This window comes from Teichococcus oryzae (assembly GCF_008386565.1).
GTDB classification, from domain to species: domain Bacteria; phylum Pseudomonadota; class Alphaproteobacteria; order Acetobacterales; family Acetobacteraceae; genus Pseudoroseomonas; species Pseudoroseomonas oryzae.
Genome location: NZ_VUKA01000003.1, coordinates 165,439 through 186,716 on the forward strand (window position 1 = coordinate 165,439; position 21,278 = coordinate 186,716).

22 protein-coding genes are annotated in these 21,278 nt (G+C 70.9%); 13 read left to right on the forward strand and 9 right to left on the reverse strand.

What is annotated here, in order from left to right; translation table 11 throughout:
* Positions 1–2 precede the first annotated feature (2 nt).
* Together F0Q34_RS09420 and F0Q34_RS09425 are read right to left on the reverse strand one after the other, a co-directional pair.
* Positions 3–578 carry a DUF1349 domain-containing protein gene (locus F0Q34_RS09420; protein WP_149811953.1) on the reverse strand — a complete coding sequence of 192 codons (576 nt, stop codon included), beginning with the start codon at positions 576–578 and terminating at the stop codon, positions 3–5.
* A 6-nt stretch (positions 579–584) separates the two neighbouring features.
* On the reverse strand, positions 585–1,391 hold the full coding sequence (locus tag F0Q34_RS09425; RefSeq protein WP_149811954.1) for a UdgX family uracil-DNA binding protein: 807 nt from the start codon (positions 1,389–1,391) through the stop codon (positions 585–587).
* Positions 1,392–1,573: 182 nt separating this feature from the next.
* Between F0Q34_RS09425 and dnaN the strand changes: the two genes are divergently transcribed.
* The 3 genes from dnaN (at position 1,574) to F0Q34_RS09440 (ending at position 3,593) form a co-directional block, all read left to right on the forward strand.
* The gene (gene dnaN / locus F0Q34_RS09430; RefSeq protein ID WP_149811955.1) at positions 1,574–2,701 is read left to right on the forward strand and encodes a DNA polymerase III subunit beta; all 1,128 of its coding nucleotides are present in this window, start codon (positions 1,574–1,576) and stop codon (positions 2,699–2,701) included.
* Complete coding sequence (locus F0Q34_RS09435; RefSeq protein ID WP_149811956.1) at positions 2,702–3,034, forward strand: hypothetical protein; 333 nt, start codon at positions 2,702–2,704, stop codon at positions 3,032–3,034. It abuts the gene before it with no gap.
* Between the two features lie 82 nt (positions 3,035–3,116).
* The gene (locus tag F0Q34_RS09440) at positions 3,117–3,593 is read left to right on the forward strand and encodes a DUF1203 domain-containing protein (protein ID WP_149811957.1); all 477 of its coding nucleotides are present in this window, start codon (positions 3,117–3,119) and stop codon (positions 3,591–3,593) included.
* Positions 3,594–3,599: 6 nt separating this feature from the next.
* Here the strand turns inward: F0Q34_RS09440 and mtgA are convergent, their stop codons facing one another.
* The 5 genes from mtgA to F0Q34_RS09465 form a co-directional block, all read right to left on the reverse strand.
* Positions 3,600–4,268, reverse strand: coding sequence for a monofunctional biosynthetic peptidoglycan transglycosylase (gene mtgA / locus F0Q34_RS09445; protein ID WP_149811958.1), 669 nt, complete (start codon positions 4,266–4,268; stop codon positions 3,600–3,602).
* Positions 4,268–4,864 (reverse strand): thermonuclease family protein, encoded by a 597-nt coding sequence (locus tag F0Q34_RS09450; RefSeq protein ID WP_161600816.1) that lies wholly within the window; start codon positions 4,862–4,864, stop codon positions 4,268–4,270. The genes mtgA and F0Q34_RS09450 overlap by 1 nt, the downstream gene beginning before the upstream one ends.
* A gap of 14 nt (positions 4,865–4,878) precedes the next feature.
* On the reverse strand, positions 4,879–5,802 hold the full coding sequence (locus F0Q34_RS09455) for an SAM-dependent methyltransferase (RefSeq protein WP_149811960.1): 924 nt from the start codon (positions 5,800–5,802) through the stop codon (positions 4,879–4,881).
* Positions 5,799–6,182, reverse strand: coding sequence for a DUF423 domain-containing protein (locus F0Q34_RS09460; protein WP_241665410.1), 384 nt, complete (start codon positions 6,180–6,182; stop codon positions 5,799–5,801). Before F0Q34_RS09460 ends, F0Q34_RS09455 begins: the two co-directional genes overlap by 4 nt.
* A gap of 97 nt (positions 6,183–6,279) precedes the next feature.
* On the reverse strand, positions 6,280–6,954 hold the full coding sequence (locus F0Q34_RS09465) for a phosphoribosyltransferase (RefSeq protein ID WP_149811961.1): 675 nt from the start codon (positions 6,952–6,954) through the stop codon (positions 6,280–6,282).
* Positions 6,955–7,102: 148 nt separating this feature from the next.
* On the opposite strand from F0Q34_RS09465, the gene F0Q34_RS09470 reads away from it, so the two are divergent.
* The 9 genes from F0Q34_RS09470 (at position 7,103) to F0Q34_RS09510 (ending at position 17,213) form a co-directional block, all read left to right on the forward strand.
* Positions 7,103–8,728: an ABC transporter substrate-binding protein gene (locus F0Q34_RS09470; RefSeq protein ID WP_149811962.1), complete on the forward strand. Its 1,626-nt coding sequence runs from the start codon at positions 7,103–7,105 to the stop codon at positions 8,726–8,728.
* 74 nt (positions 8,729–8,802) lie between these two features.
* Positions 8,803–9,816 (forward strand): ABC transporter permease, encoded by a 1,014-nt coding sequence (locus F0Q34_RS09475; protein ID WP_174242019.1) that lies wholly within the window; start codon positions 8,803–8,805, stop codon positions 9,814–9,816.
* Between the two features lie 14 nt (positions 9,817–9,830).
* Positions 9,831–10,733, forward strand: coding sequence for a nickel transporter permease (gene nikC / locus F0Q34_RS09480; protein WP_149811964.1), 903 nt, complete (start codon positions 9,831–9,833; stop codon positions 10,731–10,733).
* The gene (locus F0Q34_RS09485) at positions 10,730–11,587 is read left to right on the forward strand and encodes an ABC transporter ATP-binding protein (protein ID WP_241665411.1); all 858 of its coding nucleotides are present in this window, start codon (positions 10,730–10,732) and stop codon (positions 11,585–11,587) included. Before nikC ends, F0Q34_RS09485 begins: the two co-directional genes overlap by 4 nt.
* Positions 11,584–12,318: an ABC transporter ATP-binding protein gene (locus F0Q34_RS09490; RefSeq protein ID WP_149811966.1), complete on the forward strand. Its 735-nt coding sequence runs from the start codon at positions 11,584–11,586 to the stop codon at positions 12,316–12,318. The genes F0Q34_RS09485 and F0Q34_RS09490 overlap by 4 nt, the downstream gene beginning before the upstream one ends.
* A 155-nt stretch (positions 12,319–12,473) precedes the next feature.
* The gene (locus F0Q34_RS09495) at positions 12,474–13,487 is read left to right on the forward strand and encodes a sugar ABC transporter substrate-binding protein (RefSeq protein ID WP_149811967.1); all 1,014 of its coding nucleotides are present in this window, start codon (positions 12,474–12,476) and stop codon (positions 13,485–13,487) included.
* Positions 13,488–13,502: 15 nt separating this feature from the next.
* A complete protein-coding gene (locus F0Q34_RS09500; protein WP_149811968.1) occupies positions 13,503–15,005 on the forward strand; it encodes a sugar ABC transporter ATP-binding protein in 1,503 nt (500 codons plus the stop codon).
* A gap of 14 nt (positions 15,006–15,019) precedes the next feature.
* Positions 15,020–16,048 (forward strand): ABC transporter permease, encoded by a 1,029-nt coding sequence (locus F0Q34_RS09505; RefSeq protein ID WP_149811969.1) that lies wholly within the window; start codon positions 15,020–15,022, stop codon positions 16,046–16,048.
* A gap of 88 nt (positions 16,049–16,136) precedes the next feature.
* Positions 16,137–17,213: a DmpA family aminopeptidase gene (locus tag F0Q34_RS09510; RefSeq protein ID WP_241665412.1), complete on the forward strand. Its 1,077-nt coding sequence runs from the start codon at positions 16,137–16,139 to the stop codon at positions 17,211–17,213.
* 7 nt (positions 17,214–17,220) lie between these two features.
* On the opposite strand, the gene F0Q34_RS09515 is transcribed toward F0Q34_RS09510, so the two are convergent.
* A complete protein-coding gene (locus F0Q34_RS09515) occupies positions 17,221–18,234 on the reverse strand; it encodes a P1 family peptidase (RefSeq protein WP_174242020.1) in 1,014 nt (337 codons plus the stop codon).
* Between the two features lie 114 nt (positions 18,235–18,348).
* Between F0Q34_RS09515 and F0Q34_RS09520 the strand changes: the two genes are divergently transcribed.
* Entirely contained in the window at positions 18,349–19,947 is a 1,599-nt protein-coding gene (locus F0Q34_RS09520; RefSeq protein ID WP_149811971.1) for an ABC transporter substrate-binding protein, read from the forward strand.
* Between the two features lie 7 nt (positions 19,948–19,954).
* On the opposite strand, the gene F0Q34_RS09525 is transcribed toward F0Q34_RS09520, so the two are convergent.
* Positions 19,955–21,259: an extracellular catalytic domain type 1 short-chain-length polyhydroxyalkanoate depolymerase gene (locus F0Q34_RS09525; RefSeq protein WP_206667984.1), complete on the reverse strand. Its 1,305-nt coding sequence runs from the start codon at positions 21,257–21,259 to the stop codon at positions 19,955–19,957.
* Positions 21,260–21,278: the final 19 nt, after the last annotated feature.

Consider the following 21,278-nt stretch of genomic DNA (forward strand, 5'->3'; position numbering starts at 1 on the left):
CCTCAGGACAGGTCGTGCAGGTCGCGCCCCAGCGGCGCCGACAGGGCGAAGTCCGAGAACAGCACCCGGAGCCCGGCGCGTTCCGGCGTGCAGCACATCGGCCCGACCTGATACCGCTCCGCCTGCGGAAAGGGGCAAAGCCGCACCAGCGGCCAATGCCGCCCGTCGGCGGAGGCCTGCAACCGCAGCACGCCCCGCGCCACCGTCACCCGCAGCCAGAAATCCCCCGGATCGCCGGCAAAGGGTCCGGTGGCCCAGTCCGACCGATCCAGCGTCAGCACGCTGCCCAGCATCGCCACGCCATCCGACCATTCGAGGCCGGCCTTGATCCACCGATCGTGGCCGAGCCGCAGCATGATGCCGGCCTGGTCGTACAGCGCCTCGTACCGGGCGCGGATGCGGAGGCTGGCGGTGAAGTCGCCCGGCGTGTCGCAGCCCAGGAAATGGCCGTTGTCGCGGATGAAGCCGTAATGCGTTTCCCGCCAGAAATCCGTGCCGTGGTCGGTGGTGACCGACAGGCCTCGCGCCGCCAGGGACCATTGCCGCGGCGGGTTCAGCCAGCGGCCCTGCGCGAACACCGCCTGTCAGCCCGCCCGGATCTCGGGCACGCGTTGCAGCGCCACGCCGAGATCATGCACGAAATGCCCGTATTCGGCGCGCTTGGCGTCCGGGTCCGGCAGGCGCAGCAGGAAGCTGGGGTGCACGGTCAGCAGGATCGGCATGCCGCCGGGGCCGGACAGCACCTGGCCGCGCAGCTTCATGATGCCGACCTTGCGACCCAGCAGGGCCTGCGCCGCCGTGGCCCCCATCGCCACCAGCAGGCCGGGCGCGACATGCACGATCTCCCGCATCAGGAAAGGGCGGTAATGCGCGATGTCGCCGGCATCGGGCGTCTGGTGCAACCGGCGCGCGCCGCGCTGCACGTATTTGAAATGCTTCACCGCGTTGGTGACGTAGCAGGCCGAACGGTCGATGCCGGCCTCCACCAGCGCCCGGTCCAGCAACCGCCCGGCCGGGCCGATGAAGGGGCGGCCGCCCCGGTCCTCCTCGTCGCCCGGCTGCTCGCCCACCAGCATCAGCGGCGCGTCGAGCGGCCCCTCGCCCAGCACCGGGGCGCGGCCTTCCGCCCAGGGGGCGGGGATCACCGGCGGCAGGGCGGCATGATCGGCCGGGCGGCGGTCATGCCCGGCATCGCCCCGCGCCTCGGCCGGCGTTTCGTCCGACAGGCGGGCGCGGGCGGCCTCCGCGGGCTCCGCCTGGGCCGTGGGAAGCTCGTCCTGCGGTTGCGCGTCGGCGCCTTTGCTTCGCTTCCGCTGCGCGCCATCGGTCGCGGCCGGCCGGCGCTTCGCGGTGCGGGGAAGATCGAGGGGCAGGCGGGATTGCTCTTGCATGGCGCTGGAAAAACCCCGCAGGCGGCGGAGAGTTCCGCGAAAGCCTTGCGCCTGCTGGCCTTTCTGAGGGGCGCGGCCTTTCCTGGCCTTCGCCGCGCTGGTAGACAGGGCAACTGTTTTTCCGATTCGGGGCGCTTGGCCGGTGCGGGCCGCGCCCTTTTCCGCGCGGGGGTGTTGAAGCCATGAAATTCACGGTGGACCGGGCGGTGCTGCTCAAGGCGCTGGCGCATGTGCAAAGCGTGGTGGAGCGGCGCAACACCATCCCCATCCTGGCCAATGTCATGCTGGCGGCCCAGGAGAATACCCTGACCATGACCGCCACCGACATGGAGATCGCCATTGTCGAGGCGGTGCCGGAGGTGACGGTGGCGCGCGCCGGCCGCACCACCGCCCCGGCGGCGACGCTGTACGAGATCGTCCGCAAGCTGCCGGACGGCGCCCGCGTGGAGCTGGACCATCCCGGCGGCGATGCGCCGCTGGCGCTGCGCGCCGGCCGCTTCGCCACCTCCCTGATGGTGCTGCCCGTCGAGGACTTCCCCTCCATGACCGAGGGCAAGCTGCCGCACGGCTTCGACATCACGCCCACCATGCTGCGCGAGCTGGTGGACCGGACGAAGTTCGCCATCTCCACCGAGGAAACGCGCTACTACCTGAACGGCATCTACGTCCATGCGACGGAGGCCGAGGGCCAGCCCGTGCTGCGCGCCGTCGCCACCGACGGCCACCGCCTCGCCCGCATCGAGGAGCCGCTGCCGGAAGGCGCCGCCGGGATGCCCGGCGTCATCATCCCGCGCAAGACGGTGAACGAGATCCGCAAGCTGGCCGATGAAACCAGCGAGCCGGTGCAGGTGCGCCTGTCCGACACCAAGATCCGCTTCGCCTTCGGTTCCGTCCACCTGACCAGCAAGCTGATCGACGGCACCTTCCCCGAATATGAGCGCGTCATCCCGCGCGGCAACGACAAGATCATGACGGTGGACAAGCGCGCCTTCGCCGAGGCGGTGGCGCGCGTCGCCGCCATCTCCTCCGAGCGCTCGCGCCCGGTGAAGCTGTCGATCAAGCCGGACAGCCTGACGCTGACCGCCTCATCCCCCGACCAGGGGCAGGCGGAGGAGGAGCTGGATGGCGGCGCCGTGACCTATGGCTCCAGCCCGATCGAGATCGGCTTCCAGGCCCGCTACCTCGCCGACATCACCGACCAGATCGCCGACAAGGTGGAGTTCCGCTTCGCCGACGGCTCGGCGCCCACCGTGGTGGTGGACGCGGCGAAGCCCGAGGCGCTCTACGTGCTGATGCCGATGCGCGTCTGAGTGCGCGCGTTCCGGCTGTTCACCGCCGGCATGGCGGTGCTGCTGGCGGGGAGCGAGATCGCCCGCCGCGCCATGACCGGCGGCGCCATCGAGGCGCTGGACGAGGTGGCGGTGGCGCTGTGCCTCGGCCTCGCCGCGCTGCGCCCGAGCCCTGCCCTGTTGGCCGGCGCCTGGGGCGGCTTCTCGGCGCTGATGCTGGCCCTGCTCACCACCACCCTGGGCGAGATGCTGCGACCTGACGGAAAAGCCGGCGGCGCCTTCTATGGCGGCATCCTGGCGGTGCTGCTGCTGACCGGGCTGTGGGCCGTGCGACGGGCGCTGCGCCGCGCCTGAAGGCCCCGCTGGGATTGCCGAGCAAGCGGCGGAGTGCGGAACTGCCCCTCCCCCCGGCAGCATGGCGGCAAAGGAGAACCCGATGCCCCGCTTCCGCTGCATCCCCGTGGACACCGCCACCGCCGAACGCTTCCGCCGCACCGGCCAGGATGACCGCGGCAACACGCTGCGCCGCCGCACCGCGGACGGCAATGGCGGCTTCCCCTGCCGCCATTGCCTGCAACTCGCCAAAGCCGGGGAGGCCATGCTGCTCGGCTCCTATGACCTGCCGGCGCCGCGCGGCATCTACTGGACGCCCAGCCCGGTCTTCCTGCATGCCGATCCCTGCCCGCGCTACGACATGGCGGACGAGGTGGCGCCGATCATCCGCGCCAACCCGCTGGTGTCCGTGCGCGCCTATGATGCCGAGGACCAATGCCTCTACGATCTGGGGCAGGTTTGTTCCGGGCGGGAGGCCGAGGCGCCGCTGGCCCGCGCCCTGGACGATCCGCGCACCCGCTTCGTCAACATCCACACCGCCCGGCCGGGCTGCCTGCTGGCGCGGGTCGAGCGCGCCTGAGCCGCCTCAGCCGGCGCAATCCAGCAAGGGCCCGAGCTGGCCGACGCGCCGGCGGATGGTGCCGGCGCGCTCCCGCACATAAGGGCCGGGCGCGGCGGCGGACCAGTTCAGCGGGCTGGGCAGCACGGCCGCCAGCTGCGCCGCCTGGGCCGAGGAAAGCCGCGCCGCCGGCCGGTTGAAGAAATCGCGCGAGGCCGCCTCGGCGCCATAGGTGCCGGGGCCGAACTCGACGATGTTGAGATACACTTCCAGCACGCGCCGCTTGGGCCACAGCAGCGCCACCTGCGGCGTCAGCCAGGCTTCCAGCACCTTGCGCAGCGGGTCGCGCCCCGGCCACAGAAACAGGTTCTTCGCCACCTGCATGGTGATGGTGGAAGCGCCGCGCGGCCGTTCCCCCTGCAGCGCCGCGGCGATCTGCCCCTGCAGGGCCGGCATGTCGAAGCCGAGCCACTGGCCGCAGAAGGTGTTGTCCTCGGCGGCGATCACCGAATGGGCCAGTGCCGGCGCCATCTCGGAATAAGCCACCCAGTCCTTGGAGAAGCCATGGCCCTGCGCGGCGCGGATCAGCATCAGCGGCGTCATCGGCACGGGCACGAAGCGGAACAACAGGATCAGCAGCGGCGGCCCGGCCAGCAGCAGCAGCACGGCCCGCCGCAGCCAGGCGCGCCAGCGCATCAGCGGTCGCAGGCCCCGGAGCGCTTGCGGTGCGACCAGGGATAGTCGAACCGCCCGGCCCAGGCGCCGGCCTTCTCGCGCTTCGCCGCCGCCTCGGCCGCGGCATAGCGGCCATCGGAGAAGCGCGGGCAGTCGAAGGCGTAGCCCGAGCGCACCATGGCCTCGTTCAGGTCCAGCGTGCCGCCGCCGGGGCGCGGCACGGAACAATGGGCCACGCTGCGGCCATGGGTGGTGGAACCGTCCGGCACGCAGGTGACGCTGCGGCCGCCGATCAGCTCGACCAGGGCCTGCCGGGCGGCCGCGCCGCATTCGAAGCGGCCATTGCCGCCGCGGCATTCCTGGTCGTGCTCCAGGGCGTCGATGCCTTGCATCCGCACCCGGACGCCATCCACATCCAAGGTGTCGCCATCGATGATGCGCGGCCGGCCGGCCAGCACCTCGCCCGGGCGGCCGCCGCGTCCCGTGTCACGCGGCGCCTCGGATTGCAGGGCCTGGTTCAGGCTGCGGAACAGCCGCGTCAGGTCGCCCTGCGACACCTCCCCCGTGCCGATCAGGCCGATCACGATGGCCGCCAGGGCCAGCCAGACTTTCGACAAGATGCCTTTCCGATTCATGATGCCCGGTGATCCAGCAGGCAGAACATCAGCTCGTGCTTGTTGTGCGCGCCGTGAAACAGCCGCGCGCCGGGAATGGCGGCGAAGGCCGCCGCGGTGTCATGGTCCGTTTCGCCCTGGAACTTGATGGTGCAGACGAAGTTCCGCGCCCGCCCCGCCGCCATCCAGCGCCGCACCAGCCCGAGCAGCCGCGCCGGGTAGCAGATGATGTCGCTGAACAGCCAGTCCACCGGCGCTTCCCACTCTGGCTCCAGGCCGAAGGCGCTTTCGGTGCGCACCGTGACATTGGGCAGCGCCGCGATGGCGGGGTCCATCGCCGCCTTGTCCACCGCCACCACCTGGCCGCCGAGCTGCGCCAGCGCCCAGGTCCAGCCGCCCGGCGCGGCGCCGAGGTCGAGCGCCACCTCCCCCGGCCCGGGCCAGCGGCCGATGCGGGTCAGCGCTTCCCACAGCTTGAGGTAGGCGCGGGAGGGGGGGCCCTCGCGATCCTCCTCGAAGCGCACCTGCCCTTGCACGAAGGGGCTGGTCTTGGTGGGGGAAAGCAGCATCCGGTCCGGCGCCAGCAGCGTCCAGCCACCGAGATGGCCGGTGGGCGCCGGCTCCGGGAAACGCAGGGCGCGCGCCTTGACCGGCGGCAGCGCCGCCTCGATCAGCGCGGCGCGGCGGTGGTGCAGCACCGGCTCCAGCGCCCAGTTGCGCTGGATGGCGCGCAGCGCGCCGGCGGCGCCCTTGATCGAGGGCACCTCCGCCTCGCGCACATCGGTCCAGACATCCAGCGCCCAGGCGGACGCAACGGGCAACGCCTCGCTCAGCGCCAGCGGCCCGTGCCAGGAGGCGATGGCGACGCCGGCGCGGCGCAGCTCCTCCTCCAGCTCGCGCTCGAAGCCTTCGGCGGCGCGGTAGGCCGAGCGGATGGTCATGCCGCGCGGCCCAGCCCGGCCAGGGCCAGCAGCAGCCAGCCCAGCATCAGCAGCGTGCCCCCCAGCGGCGCGATGCCAAGCGACGCGCCGGTCAGCACCAGCCACCACACGGCGCCGCAGAAGCCCAGGCTGCCCAGCAGGAAGCAGCCGCCGGCGTAATGCGCGAGGCGGCCGGCGCGGCGCTCGGCCAGCAGGCCGGTGGCCAGCAGCGCCAGGGCGTGCCAGCCCTGCATGGTCAGCGCGCTTTGCGCCATGCGGTACCCGGCCTCGTCCAGCCGTGGCGCCAGCCCATGCGCGGCCCAGGCCGACAGCGCCACCGCCGACAAGCCGGACAAGGCACCGATGAACAGCCAGAAGCGGGACAAGGGAGATGCGGACATGGCGCCGGATTAATGCGGATCGCCCCCTGGGGAAAGGGTATGGGGGAAAGGGCGTGGGCAAAGGACGGGGGCCAGGGGACGCAGAAGGGCGCCCCCTTCAGCCGGGCAGCATCAGGCCGGTGGGCAGGGTGCCGGCATCGGGCACCCAGCCGCCATCGGGGGCGGGGCGGAACAGCGGCGTGGCGAAGGCGGCGGCGACCGGGATGTTGCGCGGCCAGGCTTCGCGCCAGCGATGGCCCTGCGCCATGGCGACGCACAGCCCGACCGGCTGCACCCCGGCCGAGGCCAGCAGCGCCAGCCCGGCCAGGGCGGAGGAGCCGGTGCTGATCACGTCATCCACCAGCAGCACCCGCTTGCCCGACAGGCGCGGCAGCAGGTGCGGGTCGAGCCAGACGCGGCGCGCATCGGGCGTGATGGAGGATGCGGTGGGCACCGACAGCGCCGGGTCGTACCACGGCTTGCGGGAATAGCCGGGCGCCACCCAGTTCGGATGGCCCAGCGCCTCCGCCACCGGGGCGGCCAGGCTGTGGCCCAGCGTCGGCATGCCGACCACCAGCTCGGCGCCGAGCGGCTGCGCCGCCGCCGCCATCCAGCCGGTGATCGCGGCATGCACGGCGAAGCTCGCCTGGTTGACGATCAGCCAGGCGACACCGATCTGCCCGTGGCCGCGCAGCGGCATGCACAGGCTGAGGCCGTTCGGCATCGGCGCCGGGTAGCTGTCGGCGAAGGCAGCTCGTTCGGGGCGGGGCCGGAAGACTTGCCAGTATTCCATGATGGCCCCATCGCATGACCGGAAATGCCGCGCCAGAGCCAGCCCGTACACAGCGCCGCGCGCAGCGTTCACGCCTTTGCGCGATCGGCGGGCCGTGGCGAAGGCCATTGCCGCGCGCTACAGAAGCGGGGTTCAGGAGGTCCCAACCATGCTTACCCGCCGTTCCGTCCTGCTCGCATCCGCGGCCGCGGCCTCGGTGCCGGCCCTTGCCGCCATGGGCATGCCGCGCTCCGCCGGGGCCCAGACACCCGCCAATGTGCTGGTCTTCGCCAAGCAGATCGATGACATCATCAGCCTCGATCCGCATGAGGCGTTCGAGTACACCGCCTCGGAAATCGCCGGCAACGTGTACCAGAAGCTGGTCACCACCCCGAATTCCGATCCCGCCCGGCTGGAAGGCGAGCTGGCGGAAAAGTGGGAAGTGTCGGCCGACAACAAGACCTTCACCTTCACGCTGAAGCAGGGGCCCAAATTCGCTTCCGGCAAGCCGGTGACGGCCGAGGACGTGGCCTTTTCCCTGTCCCGCGCGGTGATCCTCAACAAGTCGCCCGCCTTCATCATCAACCAGTTCGGCTTCAACCGCGACAATGTGGCGAGCCGCATCCGCGCCACCGATGCGCGCACGGTGGTGCTGGAAACGGCCGAGCCGACGTCGCCTTCCTTCCTGCTCTACTGCCTGTCAGCCGCGGTCGGCTCGGTTGTGGAAAAGGCCACGGTGATGGCCAATGCGCAGAAGGACGACAAGGGAGGTGACGACCTCGGCAATGCGTGGCTGAAGCAGAATTCCGCCGGCTCCGGCCCTTACGCGGTGCGGCAATGGAAGGCGAGCGAGAGCGTCATGCTCGACGCCAACCCGAACAGTGACACGCCACCCAAGATCCGCCGCATCATCATGCGCCACATGGCCGACCCCTCGGCGCAGCTTCTCGGGCTGCAGCGCGGCGATGTGGACATCGCCCGCAACCTGGTGGCCGATCAGGTGAAGCAGGTGGAGAAGGACCCGAAATTCTCGGTGCAATACGCCCGCAAGGCGAGCCTGATGTATCTCAGCCTGAACCAGAAGCACCCGATCCTGTCGAAGCCCGAGGTGCGTCAGGCGATCAAGCTGGCGCTCGACTATGACGCCATCCAGAAGAACATCGTGCCCACGACCTATGCGGTGCACCAATCCTTCCTGCCCGCTGGCCTGCCCGGCGCGCTGACCGAGCATCCCTTCTCCAAGAAGACCGCCGAGGCCAAGGCGCTGCTGGCCAAGGCCGGCCACGCCGACGGCTTCGAGGTCGCGCTCGACTATTTCTCCGGCGCGCCGACCTCCGACATTGCCCAGGCGATCCAGGCCAATCTGGCCGAGATCGGCATCCGCCTGCAGATGCTGCCCGGCGAGCAGCGCGCGGTGATCACCAAGACCCGCGCCCGCCAGCATGACATCGCCATGGTGCGCTGGGGCTCCGACTACTTCGATCCGCACAGCAACGCCGAGGCCTTCTCGATCAACCTCGACAACAGCGAGAACGCCAAGAACCGCACCATCGCGTGGCGCGCGAGCTGGGACATCCCCGAGCTGTCGCGGAAGACGCTGGCGGCGCTGAAGGAAACCGATTCCGAGAAGCGCGCGGCCATGTATGCCGACATCCAGAAGGAGCACCAGCAGGTGTCGCCCTTCGTGATCATGCTGCAGGAGATCGAGGTCGCCGTGTCCCGCGCCGCGGTGAAGGGCTTCGACATGGGGCCGATGAACGACCGCCATTCCTACACCAACATCACCAAGGCATGAGCGATACGGCAACTTCCCCGGCGGCGCCGCCGCCGGGAGGCCAGCCCGCGGGAGGGCGCCAGCGCCCCTCCGCCATGCGTCTCCGCTTTCAGGCCGTCTCGGGCACGCTGGCCAGCATCCCGATCACGCTGTTCGGCCTTGTTCTCGTCACCTTCTTCATCGGCCGCGTGGTGCCGATCGACCCGGTGCTGGCCATCGTGGGCGACCGAGCCCCCCAGGACGTGGTGGAAGCCGCCCGGCTGCAGCTTGGCCTCGACCAGCCGCTCTATGTGCAGTTCTGGCGCTATCTGGGGCAGATCGCGTCGGGCGACCTCGGGCGTTCGGTGATGACATCGAACCCGGTCACCGACGACATCATCCGCTTCTTTCCGGCGACCTTCGAGCTGGCCACGCTCGCCCTGATCGTCGCGGTGCTGATCGGCATCCCGCTGGGTGTCTGGGCGGCCACGCGGCAGGGTTCCTGGGTGGATCAGGGTGTGCGGCTGTTCTGCCTCGCCGGGCATTCGCTGCCGGTATTCGTGCTGGGCCTGATCTCGCTTCTGCTGTTCTACGCCCATTGGGGCGTGCTGCCGGGCCCCGGGCGGCAAAGCATCTTCTATGAAGGCATGGTGGACACCCGCACCGGCATCCTGACGCTGGACGCGCTGCTGGCCGGGGACTGGGGCGCCTTCCAGGACGCGCTGCTGCACCTGGCGCAGCCGGCCGGCGTGCTGGCGATGTTCTCCCTCGCCTATATCGCCCGCATGACGCGAGCCTTCATGCTGAACGAGCTGAAGAGCGAATACGTCACCACCGCGCGGGCCAAGGGCCTGTCGCGCGGCCGGATCGTCTGGGGCCACGCCTTCCGCAACACCGCAGTGCCGCTGGTGACGGTGCTGGCCATGACCTATGCCGGCCTGCTGGAAGGCGCCGTGCTGACCGAGACGATCTTCTCCTGGCCCGGCCTAGGCCAGTACCTCACCGTGTCGCTGCTGAACGCCGACATGAACGCGGTGCTGGGCGCCACGCTGGTGGTCGGGCTGATCTATGTGATGCTGAACCTGCTGTCGGACCTGCTGTACCGGCTGCTCGATCCCCGCGTGAAGTGAAGGGGTGAGGTAGAATGTCCGCAACAACGCGCCGCGAATGGCTGCTCTCCGACACCCCCTCCTCCCGCTCCCAGGCGCGCTGGGGGCGGCGCTACCAGCTCTGGCTGGCCTTCCGGCGCAACTGGCTGGCGGTCGCCGGCCTCGCCGTGGTGGTGCTGATGCTGCTGCTGGCGATCTTCGCGCCGCTGCTGGCGACGCATGATCCCGGCGCGCAGCAACTCGCCAACCGTTTGCAGCCGCCTTCGGCCGAGCACTGGCTGGGCACGGATGAGCTGGGGCGCGATTCCTGGTCCCGCCTGTTGTATGGCGGCCGCGTCACCCTCGGCATGGTGGTCGCCGTGGTGGCGCTGGTGGCGCCGCTCGGGCTGATCATCGGCTGCGTCGCGGGCTATGCCGGCGGCATGGTGGACAAGGTCCTGATGCGCGTCACCGACGTGTTCCTGGCCTTTCCGCGGCTGATCCTGGCGCTGGCTTTCGTCGCCGCCATGCGGCCCGGCGTGGAAAGCGCCGTGATCGCCATCGCGCTCACCGCCTGGCCGCCCTATGCGCGCCTCGCGCGGGCCGAGACGCTGACCATCCGCAACACCGACTACATCGCCGCCGTGCGGATGACCGGCGCCTCCCCCTGGCGCGTCATCTGGAAGCATGTGACGCCGATGTGCATGCCGTCGCTGACGGTGCGCGTCACGCTCGACATGTCCTCCATCATCCTGACGGCGGCGGGCCTGGGCTTCCTCGGCCTCGGCGCGCAGCCGCCGATCCCGGAATGGGGCACCATGATCGCGACGGCGCGGCGCTTCATCCTGGAGCAATGGTGGGTGCCGGTGATCCCGGGCATCGCCATCTTCACCGCCTCCCTCGCCTTCAACCTGCTGGGCGACGGCCTGCGCGACGTGCTGGACCCGAAGCAGCGATGAGCGGCATGAACAACGGCAAGCTGGTGGAGATCCGCGACCTGCGCGTGGATTTCCCCAACCCTTCCGGCTTCACACAGGCGGTGCGCGGCATCTCCTTCAGCCTTGGGCGGGAGAAGCTCGGCATCGTCGGCGAAAGCGGATCGGGCAAGTCGGTCACGGGGCGGGCTCTGATGCGGCTGCTGCCGCAGGCCGCCCGCGTCCGGGCGGAGGCACTGCGCTTCGACGGGGTCGATGTGCTGGCGGCTTCCGAACAGCAGATGCGCTCCCTGCGCGGCGGCCGGATCGGCCTGATCATGCAGGATCCGAAATACTCGCTGAACCCGGTGATGTCGGTGGGCCGGCAGATCGCCGAGGCCTGGCTGGCGCACAACAAGGGCGGCCGGCGGGAAGCGCGCGACGCGGCGCTGTCCCTGCTGGAGCAGGTGAAGATCCGCGACCCGAGGCGCGTGCTGGATTCCTATCCGCACGAGGTGTCGGGCGGCATGGGCCAGCGCATCATGATCGCCATGATGCTGGCCCCCAACCCCGACCTGCTGATCGCCGACGAGCCGACCAGCGCCCTCGATGCCTCCGTCCAGGCGGAGATTCTGAAGCTGATCGAGGATCTGGTGTCGGAGCGCGGCATGGGGCTGATGCTGATCAGCCACGACCTGCCGCTGGTGGCCCGCTTCTGCGACCGCGTGGTGGTGATGTATGCCGGCCAGGTGATGGAGGAGCTGCCGGCGCGCGACCTGCACCGCGCGAGCCACGCCTACACGCGCGGTTTGCTCGACTGCATGCCTTCCCTGTCGCGGAAGCGCGCGCGGCTGCCGACCCTGAACCGTGACGCCGCCTGGCTGGAGCCGCATGCATGATCGAGGTCGAGCATCTCAACGTCCATTTCGGCTCCAACCATGTGGTGCGCGACGTCAGCTTCCGCGTCGCGGCGGGGGAGACCTTCGGGCTGGTGGGGGAAAGCGGCTCCGGCAAGTCCACCGTGCTGCGCACCATCGCGGGGCTGAACGCGGGCTGGGATGGCCGCATGGCCGTGGCCGGGCAGGCGTTGGGCCCCAGGCGGGACCGCGCCTTCTTTCAGCGCGTGCAGATGGTGTTCCAGGACCCTTATGGCTCCCTGCACCCGCGCCAGACGGTGGACCGCATCCTGGCCGAGCCGCTGGAGGTGCATGGCATCCCCGATGCCGAGAGCCGCATCACCCGCGCGCTGGAGGAGGTTGCCCTGCCCCGCACGGCGCGCTTCCGCTATCCGCACCAGCTGTCCGGCGGGCAGCGCCAGCGCGTCGCCATTGCCCGCGCGCTGATCGCCGACCCGTCCGTGCTGCTGCTGGACGAGCCCACCAGCGCGCTGGACGTGTCGGTGCAGGCGGAGGTGCTGAACCTGCTGTCGGACCTGCGGGAAGCGCGGCAGCTCACCTGCATCCTGGTGTCGCACAACCTGGCGGTGGTCGCGCATCTCTGTGAAAGGCTGGCGGTGATGCAGGGCGGCCGCATCGTCGAGATCCTGTCGGAAGCGGAGCTGCGCGCCGGACAGGCGAGGCATTCCCACACCCAGGACCTGATCGCCCTGTCGCACGAGCTGGAGGGGTGAGCGGTGGGGCCGGGGGCGCCCCGCCCGCCACACGCGGCGCGACAGGCGCCCCTCCTTCCGCCATCCCAATGATTGCAATCCGCCGCCACGCTGGTGCAAGCTGAAGCGCCCGAAGCGGCGGCGCGCATGATCGCCCCGGGCAGGGGAGAAGCGTCATGGACCAGCAAGACCCACCGCGCGGTGGCCGTCGTGCCCTGCTGACTGCCGCCGCGGCGGCGCCGCTCCTGGGGGGGCTCGGCCTCGACCCCGCCCTCGCCGCCGAGATGGGACGGTCCGAAAAGCCGCTGCGCGCCGCCTTCTCCAATGCCGGGCTGCAGGCGACATGGTGCGCCCAGGGCAAGGCGGCGGCCGAATATTGGGGCAAGCTGTTCAATGTGGATGTCACCTGGTTCGATGGCGAGCTGAACGCCACCCGCCAGCGCGGTGCCATCGACAACATGGCCTCCCAGCGCTGGGACTTCGTGGCCATTCAGGCCTTCGGCATCGGCACGCTGACGGCGCCGGTGCGGCGGATGATCGATGCCGGCATCCCGGTGATCGACATGGACACGCTGATCGCGCCGCTGGACAGCATCAATGTCCATTCCTTCCTGGCGCCCGACAACGAGTTCATGGGCGCCTCCGTCACCGAGGCGCTGATGCAGGCCATCGGCGGGGAAGGCACGGTCATCATGACCCAGGGCGCGCTGGGCCATACCGGCGCCCAGGGCCGCGCGCGCGGCTTCGATTCCGTGGTCAAGCGCTACCCCAAGGTGGAGGTGCTGGACACCACCCCGGGCGACTGGGACGTGACCAAGGTGGCCCGCATCTGGGACACCCACCTGACCAAGTATCCCAAGATCAGCGCCGCCTATTTCCACAATGACGACATGGCGCTGGCCGCCTACAACGTCATGCGCGCCAAGGGCCGCACCGACATCAAGATCGGCGGCTGCGACGCCATGCCCCCCGCCCTTGCCGCCGTGGCGGATGGGCGCATGCACGCGACGGTCCGCAATCCCTCCTGCCGCATCCATGGCGGCGCCATCATGGCCGGCGTCGCCGCCGTGGTGGCCGGCGAGAAAACCGGCGCCGAGGGCATCCCGAAGCACGTCATCACCGATGGGCCCGTGGTCACCAAGGCCAATGCCGCCGGCATGGCCTGGATGCAGAAGCACTACCTGATCTAGCCGGGGCGGAGCCGCATGCCCACCGATCCGCCGCTGCTGGAACTGCGCGGCGTTTCCAAGCGCTTCGCCGGCGTCACCGCGCTGGACAATGTGGATTTCAGCCTCGGCCGGGGCGAGATCCATGGCCTCGTCGGCGAGAACGGCGCCGGCAAGAGCACGCTGATGAAGATCATCGCCGGCGTGCACAGCGAGTATGAGGGCGAGATGCGGCTGGACGGGCACCCCGTCCGGCTGCGCACGCCGCGCGACGCGCGCGATGCCGGCATCGGCATGGTGCATCAGGAACTCTCCATCGTGCCGGCGCTTTCGGTGGCCGAGAACGTCATGCTGGGCCGGCAGCCCTTGAACCGCCTCGGCGTCATCTCCTGGCGGCGGATGCGGGACCAGGCGCGGGCGCAGCTGCGCGAGCTGGGCATCGAGGTGGACCCCGCGGCGCCGGCCGGATCGCTGCCGCTCGGCCTGCAGCAGATGATCGAGCTGGCGCGGGTGCTGCTGTCCGGCGCCCGCATCCTGATCCTGGACGAGCCGACCTCCGCCCTGTCGCCGCCCGAGGTGGAGAAGCTGTTCGCGCTGCTGGAGCGGCTGCGCGCCTCCGGGCGCAGCGTGGTGTTCATCTCCCACTTCCTCGACGACGTCCTGCGGATCTCGGACAACGTCACCGTGTTCCGCAATGGCCGCCGGGTCGGCGCCTCCCCCGCGCGCTCGATCAGCAAGGCCTGGCTGATCGAGCGGATGATCGGCGGCGGCCATGAGCGGCTGGAGGAAAGCTACACCGATGCCCGCACCCTGCCGCCACGCCCTTCCACGCCGGCGGTGCTGGAAGCCGAAGGCCTTGGCGTCGCCGGGCTGTTCGACGGCGCCTCGCTGCGCGTCCATGCGGGGGAAGTGCTGGGCATCTACGGCTTCATGGGCTCGGGCCAGCTGGAGCTGGCTCGCGCCCTGTCGGGCAAGCTGAAGCTGGACCACGGCACGGTGCGGGTGGATGGCCGGGAGGCACGGCTCCGGCGCGGCACCCCGGGAGCCAAGCGGGCCGGCATCGCCTTCGTTCCGGAAAGCCGCCGCGCCATGTTGTTCGCGCCGCAGCCGGTCTACCGCAACATCAGCATTTCCATCCTGGAGCGCATCAACCGCCTGCTGCTGCGCCCACGCCTGGAGCGCGAGATCGCCGGGGGGCATGTGCGCCGCCTGGGCGTCAGGCCAGCGCGGGTGGACCTGCCGGTGGGGCAGCTTTCGGGCGGCAACCAGCAGAAGGTCGCCCTTGCCCGCTGGCTGACCCACCTGCCGCGCGTGCTGCTGCTGAGCGAGCCGACGCGGGGCATGGATGTGGGCGCCAAGGACGACGTGGTGCGCATCGTGCGCGCGCTGCGCGCCGAGGGCATCGGCATCGTCGTCGTCTCCTCCGAGCCGGAAACCGTGCTGTCCCTTGCCGACCGCATCCTGGTGATGCGGCGCGGCGTGCTGGCGCGGGAATTCGCCGGGGAAGCGGTGGGCAAGGACCGCCTGCTGGAAGCAGCGTGAAGGAAGAACACCGGATGTCCGCACCGCTCACCGATCCCGCCGCGCTGCGCGAGCCGCTCTGGCTCCGCCTCGGCGGGCAGCTGCGCAACCTGGCGCCCTTTGTCACGCTGATCGCGCTGGTGGTGCTGTTCAGCCTGCTCAGCCCGTCCTTCGCGACGGTCGGCAATGTCAGCAACATCCTGCAGCAGGTCTCGATCACCGCCATCATCGCGGTTGGGCTGACCTATGTGATCCTGTGCGCCGAGATCGACCTCAGCGTCGCCAGCGTGGCGAATGCCGCCGGCATCCTGCTGGCCTTCTTCACCTTGCAGGATGCCAGCGTGAACATCGCCAACATCCCGCTGCCGGGGCCCTTGGCGATGCTGCTGGCCCTGGCCGGCGCGCTGGCGCTGGGCGCCGTCACCGCCTTTGGCGTCACCTGGATCGGCATCCCCTCCTTCATCATGACGCTGGCCATGCTGCAGATCGGCAATGGCATCGGCGCCCTGCTGGTGCGCGGGCAGATCGCCTACAACGTGCCGGACCTGGTGGTGGCGCTGGGTAGCGGCTCGATCGGGCCGGTCCCCTGGATCGTGCTGGTGGCGGCGCTGGTGCTGCTGGTGGGCCACCTGGTGCTGACCTATACGCGCTTCGGCCGCTACGTCTACATGGTGGGCGGCAATCGCGAGGCGGCGGAGCATTCCGGCGTCGCCGTCAAGGCGGTGGTGGCGGGGGTGATGATGATCTCCGCCCTGTGCTCCGGCATCGCCGGGATGCTGGGCGTCGCCTATTTCGGCAGCGCGCAGCAGAACCAGTTCGACAACTACCTGCTGGATGCCATCTCGGCCGTGGTGGTGGGCGGCACCAGCCTGTTCGGCGGGCAGGGCGGCATCGGCAACACCATTGTCGGCGTGCTGGTGCTGGGCGTGCTGAACAACGGGCTGGACCACATCCGCATGGACAGCTTCCTGAAGATCCTGATCCGCGGGCTGGTGCTGCTGATGGCGCTGGTGATCAATGTCTATGCCCAGCGTCTGCGCAGCATGCGGCGCGGGGTGGGATAGGCCCCGGCCGCGCATCCGGCCCGTCAGGAGGGGTTGGCCGCCGGGCCGGGACCTGGGACAACGCCATCGTCAGACCATGGTGGAACGCTTGTCCTCGAACACGACCGCCCAACCATTCGCCGGACATGGCCCGCGCGCGCGCGGCCTGGGCCTCGGCTGGGGCACGCTGCCGCCCGGCCCCCGCAACGCCATCACCGACGTTTCCGGCGTCCGCGTGGGGCACCGGACGCTGCATCAGGGCGATGCCATCCGCACCGGCGTCACCGCCATCCTGCCGCATGGCGGAAACCTGTTTCACCAGAAGGTGCCGGCGGCCACCCAGGTCCTGAACGGCTTCGGCAAGAGCATCGGCCTGATGCAGGTCGATGAGCTGGGCCAGCTGGAAACCCCGATCCTGCTGACCAACACCTTCGGCGTCGCCGCCTGCGCCGAGGCCCTGATCCGCCATGCCATCCAGGGCGAGCCGCGCATCGGCCGGGACCTGTCCACCGTCAATCCGGTGGTGCTGGAATGCAATGATGGCTACCTGAACGACATCCAGGCCATGGCGGTGACAGCGGAGGACGCCGCCGCCGCCCTGGCCGCCGCCGCCGCCCCCGCTGGCGATGAAATGGCATCGGGCGCGGTCGGCGCCGGCACCGGCATGAGCTGCTTCGGCCTGAAGGGCGGCATCGGCACGGCATCCCGGCAATTGCTGATCGACCAGGCGCCATTCCGCCTGGGCGCGCTGGTGCTGGCCAATTTCGGCAATCCGGGCGACCTGCGCCTGCCGGATGGGCGCCGGGTCGAGCCAGCGGCCGAAGCAATGCCCGAGCGGGGTTCCGTGATCGTGGTGCTGGCCACCGATATCCCGCTGGAACACCGGCAACTGCGCCGCGTCGCGGCGCGGGCCGGCACCGGCATCGCCTGGACCGGTTCCTTCTGGGGACATGGCAGCGGCGACATCGCCCTCGCCTTCTCCACCGCCGAGACATTGCCGCATGAGGCGCAGGCCACCATCCTGCCGCGCCGCATCCTGGCGGAGGAACGGATGGATCTGGTGTTCCGCGCCACCGCCGAAGCCACGGCGGAGGCGGTGATGGACGCGCTGGCCGCCGCGGAAACCACCACGGGCTTTCGCGGGCACCACCGCATAAGCCTGCGGGAGGTCCTGGCGCGCCCTTGAAGCGCCCTCAGCCGAAGCGGTCGCGCCAGGAAGGCTGCGCCCCCGGACAGGGCAGCGCCGCCGCCTCGAACACGCCGCGCGCGATGGCCCGCGCCATCACCTGCCCGGCGAGGTGGCCGAGCGCCGCCAGCTCCGCCATCGGGTCGGCCAATGGCCGCAGGCCGGTGGAGGCGGCGAACACCGTGTCGCCATCGCTCGGCGCGTGGCTGGGCAGGATGGCGCGGACCAGCCCGTCATCCGCCATGATCGCCAGGCGCTCCGCCTGCGCCTTGGTCAGCGCCGCGTCGGTCACCACCATGCCGATGGTGGTGGCGGTGCCGGGGCCGCCCTTCAGCCGCAGGCGGCTGTGTTCCGGCAGGAAGCGCGGCGGGAAGCCGAGGCCGCCGAATTCATTTCCCCGCTCGAAGGGCGCGGCCCAGAACCACGGCCCCTCCCCCACCAGGGGCGAGCCAACGGCGTTCACCGCCACGATCGCCGCGACGCGGTGCCCTTCCGCCGTCACCCCGCTGGCGGAGCCGAGCCCGCCCTTCACCGTGGCCGTGGTCGCGCCCGTGCCGGCGCCGACGCTGCCCAGCTCGAAATGCCCCTCCCGCGCCGCCACCGCCGCCGCGTAGCCGAGGTCGCGATACGGGCTGAACCGGCCCCAATCCTTGTTGCCGCCATTGCGCAGGTCGAACAGGATCGCCTGCGGCGCCAGGGGGATGGTGATGCCGGCGAAGCGCTGGCCCCTGCCCTGCTCGCGCAGCGCCGCCTGCACCCCGCCCGCCGCGTCCAGCCCGAAGGTGGAGCCGCCCGACAGCACCAGCGCGTCCACCGCCTGCACCGTCGCCCCGGTGCGCAGCAATTCCGTGTCGCGCCCGCCCGGGGCGCCGCCGCGGATCGTCACCGCCGCCACCGCCGGCGCGTCGAACAGCACGGCGGTAACGCCGGAGCCGAGCGGAAGATCGGTGGCCTGCCCGACCCGCAGCCCGGCGATGTCGGTCAGCAGGTTCAGCGGCGGGTCTGGCAGGGCGATGCTCATGCGGCGATGATGCGGCAGAGCGCCGGCCCGGGCAAACCGCCTTGTCACGGCCCGGGCTTGGCGAAGCGGCGCAAGCTGGCTTCAATCGCCGCCGAATCGCTCGGGAGCCCCGCCATGCCGCGCCGTCGAACCCTGTTGCAGGCCGCCTCCCTACTGGCTGCCCCCTTTGCCGCCCCCTTGGCCATGCCGCGCCTCGCCGCCGCCCAGGCGCCGCGCGTGCTGAAGTTCATCCCGCAATCCGATCTGGGCGTGCTCGATCCGGTCTGGTCCAGCGCCTATGTGACGCGCAACCACGCCATGCTGGTGTTCGACACGCTGTTCGGGCTGGACGCGCAATACCGCCCGCAGCCGCAGATGCTGGAAGGCTTCGCCGTGGAACGGGATGGCCTCGCCTGGCGGCTGGTGCTGCGGGAAGGGCTGGTGTTCCATGACGGGGAGCCCGTGCTGGCCCGCGACTGCGCCGCCAGCATCCGCCGCTGGGGCGCGCGCGACGCCTTCGGCCAGACGCTGATGGCCGCCACGGAGGAGATCGCGGCGCCGGATGACCGCACCATCCTGATCCGCCTGCGGAAGCCCTTTCCGCTGCTGCCGCAGGCGCTGGGCAAGGCCGGTTCCAGCATCTGCGCCATCATGCCGCAGCGCCTGGCGGAAACCGATCCGTTCAAGCAGGTGACGGAGATGGTGGGCAGCGGCCCGTTCCGCTTCCTTGCCGATGAGCGGGTGGCGGGCGCCCGCGTCGCCTATGCGCGGCATGCGGCCTATCGCCCCCGCCCCGGTGGCGCGGCGGAATTCACCGCCGGGCCGAAGCAGGCCCATCTGGACCGGGTGGAATGGCATGTGATGCCCGATGGCGGCACCGCGGCGGCGGCCTTGCAGGCAGGCGAGGCGGATTGGTGGGAAAACCCCGCCGCCGACCTGCTGCCGCTGCTGCGCCGCGCCCGCGGCGTGCGCGTCGAGCTGCTGGAGGATTACGGCTATATCGGCTGCATGCGCTTCAACCAGTTGCAGCCGCCCTTCAACAACCCGGCGGTGCGGCAGGCGGTGCTGGGCGCCATCCGGCAGGCCGATTTCATGCAGGCCGTGGCGGGCACCGATCCGTCGCTGTGGGAGGATGGCGTCGGCTTCTTCGCCCCCGACACCCCGCTGGCCAGCGATACGGGGCTGGAAAAAATGGCGCCGCGCGACCCGGCCGCGGTGAAGCAGGCGCTGCAACAGGCGGGCTATGATGGCAGGCCGGTCGTGGTGCTGAACCCGACCGACCTCGCGCCGCTGAAGGCCCTGGCCGATGTCGGCGCCGATGCCTTGCAGCGGGCCGGCTTCACCGTGGATGTGCAGGCGATGGACTGGGGCTCGGTGGTGCAGAAGCTGGCCAATACGGGGCCGGCCTCAGAAGGCGGCTGGAACGTGTTCCACACCTTCTGGGCCGGGCTCGACCAACTCAACCCGGCGGTGCATTCCTATCTGCGGGGCAATGGGCGCAATGCCGGGCGCGGCTGGCCCGACGCCCCGGCGCTGGAAGCCCTGCGGGAGCGTTGGCTTGCCGCTGGCACCGAGGCCGAGCAGAAGCAGATCGCCATGGCGATGCAGCGGCAGGCGCTGCTGGACGTGCCCTATATCCCGCTTGGCCAGTACAAGGTGCCGGCCGCTTTCCGCGATGACCTGTCCGGGCTGCTGCGCGCCTTTCCGTTGTTCTGGAACGTCCGGCGCGGCTAGGGCGGCCTCAGGCGCCACCCGGCCCCTGGGGGTGCGGCAAGCGATGGACCAGAAAGAAGCGGAGCATTTCCCGTGAGGCATCGGGTCCGCGCGGATCGGTGTAGGAGCCGGCCGGGCTACCGCCGGACCAGGCATGGCCGCCGCCATGCACCTGCCATTGTTCCAGCACCGCCCGTTCCTCCGCGTCCAGGTGGCAGGTGCGGCTATAGGCATGGCCGCCCGGCACCTGCCCGCGCTGCACCGTGGCGCGCAGCCCCGCCGCCGCCGGATGCGCCGCCGACTGGGCGATCACCTGGTCGCCATTGCGCGGATGCACCGTGCTGTCGCGGTCGGCGTGGAACACGATGGCGGGCACGAGGCGCCGCCCATCCCCGGAAGGGAATGGCGCGGCGGCGCCCTGCCGCATCGCCGCGAAGGCGGAGGGCATGTCGCGCGCCGCGCCGCAGGCCAGCCCGGAATGCACGCCCACCGCGGCATACAGATCGGGATAGGTGGCGCCCATGATGGCGGCCGCCGCCCCGCCGGCCGACAATCCGGCGACATAAACCCGGCGCGGGTCGATGGCGTGGTCCCGCATGACCTGGCGCGTGATGCCGGCGATCAGCGCCGGCTCGCCCCGGCCGCGCCGCTGGTCATCGGGGCTGAACCAGTTCCAGCAGCGCTGCGCGTTGGCGGAAGCGGCCTGGGCCGGGTAGGCGACCAGGAAGCCGGCCTCCTCGGCCAGGGCGTTCATGCGCGTGCCGGCGGCGAAGTCGTCGGGCGATTGCGTGCAGCCATGCAGCATGACCAGCAGCGGCGCCGGCGCGCCGCGATGCGTGGATGGGATGTAAAGCTTGTAGGACCGGCTCCCCGCCTCGGCGCTGAAGGACAGGCTCAGGAAGCGCCCGCCGTCCGGCACGGGTTCCGCACCGCCCGCGGGCGTGGCCCGGCCCGGCCAGGCTGGTTGCGCCATCCCGTCCCCGCCCAGGCGGCCGAGCAGGTCACGCACCGCCTCGGGCAGCGGCCAGGCGCCGGATCCGGTGGTGACTCCCCTGGCGGTAGCTCCCCTGGCGGTGGCTCCCTTGGCCATGTCTTCCCGGGGCGGCGCCGGACCGCCCGTTTCCGGCTCGACATCGATGATGCGGGCGGCGCGGGAACCGGCATGGAAGGGGGCGCCACGATGCGGTGGCGCCGGCGCGGCGGCCGGCGGTGCCTCGCCATGCAGCAGGCGCCGCAGCATCGCGGTGGCCTCCGGCAGCCGGCCCGCGCGGGTCAGGCGGGTCACTTCAGCCATGTCGGCGGGGGCCATGCCGGTAGGCGATGCGATGTTCATGCGGGGTATTTTTCCGTGA

Bases quoted from the DNA above. Each gene is read 5' to 3' on its own strand.
- F0Q34_RS09500 (WP_149811968.1), top strand. From the start codon at position 13,503: ATGCCCACCGATCCGCCGCTGCTGGAACTGCGCGGCGTTTCCAAGCGC.
- F0Q34_RS09490 (WP_149811966.1), top strand. From the start codon at position 11,584: ATGATCGAGGTCGAGCATCTCAACGTCCATTTCGGCTCCAACCATGTG.
- F0Q34_RS09465 (WP_149811961.1), bottom strand. From the start codon at position 6,954: ATGGAATACTGGCAAGTCTTCCGGCCCCGCCCCGAACGAGCTGCCTTC.
- F0Q34_RS09455 (WP_149811960.1), bottom strand. From the start codon at position 5,802: ATGACCATCCGCTCGGCCTACCGCGCCGCCGAAGGCTTCGAGCGCGAG.
- F0Q34_RS09505 (WP_149811969.1), top strand. From the start codon at position 15,020: ATGTCCGCACCGCTCACCGATCCCGCCGCGCTGCGCGAGCCGCTCTGG.
- F0Q34_RS09440 (WP_149811957.1), top strand. From the start codon at position 3,117: ATGCCCCGCTTCCGCTGCATCCCCGTGGACACCGCCACCGCCGAACGC.
- F0Q34_RS09485 (WP_241665411.1), top strand. From the start codon at position 10,730: ATGAGCGGCATGAACAACGGCAAGCTGGTGGAGATCCGCGACCTGCGC.
- F0Q34_RS09460 (WP_241665410.1), bottom strand. From the start codon at position 6,182: ATGTCCGCATCTCCCTTGTCCCGCTTCTGGCTGTTCATCGGTGCCTTG.
- dnaN (WP_149811955.1), top strand. From the start codon at position 1,574: ATGAAATTCACGGTGGACCGGGCGGTGCTGCTCAAGGCGCTGGCGCAT.
- F0Q34_RS09470 (WP_149811962.1), top strand. From the start codon at position 7,103: ATGCTTACCCGCCGTTCCGTCCTGCTCGCATCCGCGGCCGCGGCCTCG.
- nikC (WP_149811964.1), top strand. From the start codon at position 9,831: ATGTCCGCAACAACGCGCCGCGAATGGCTGCTCTCCGACACCCCCTCC.
- F0Q34_RS09520 (WP_149811971.1), top strand. From the start codon at position 18,349: ATGCCGCGCCGTCGAACCCTGTTGCAGGCCGCCTCCCTACTGGCTGCC.
- F0Q34_RS09475 (WP_174242019.1), top strand. From the start codon at position 8,803: ATGCGTCTCCGCTTTCAGGCCGTCTCGGGCACGCTGGCCAGCATCCCG.
- F0Q34_RS09515 (WP_174242020.1), bottom strand. From the start codon at position 18,234: ATGAGCATCGCCCTGCCAGACCCGCCGCTGAACCTGCTGACCGACATC.
- F0Q34_RS09525 (WP_206667984.1), bottom strand. From the start codon at position 21,259: ATGAACATCGCATCGCCTACCGGCATGGCCCCCGCCGACATGGCTGAA.
- F0Q34_RS09425 (WP_149811954.1), bottom strand. From the start codon at position 1,391: ATGCAAGAGCAATCCCGCCTGCCCCTCGATCTTCCCCGCACCGCGAAG.
- mtgA (WP_149811958.1), bottom strand. From the start codon at position 4,268: ATGCGCTGGCGCGCCTGGCTGCGGCGGGCCGTGCTGCTGCTGCTGGCC.
- F0Q34_RS09495 (WP_149811967.1), top strand. From the start codon at position 12,474: ATGGACCAGCAAGACCCACCGCGCGGTGGCCGTCGTGCCCTGCTGACT.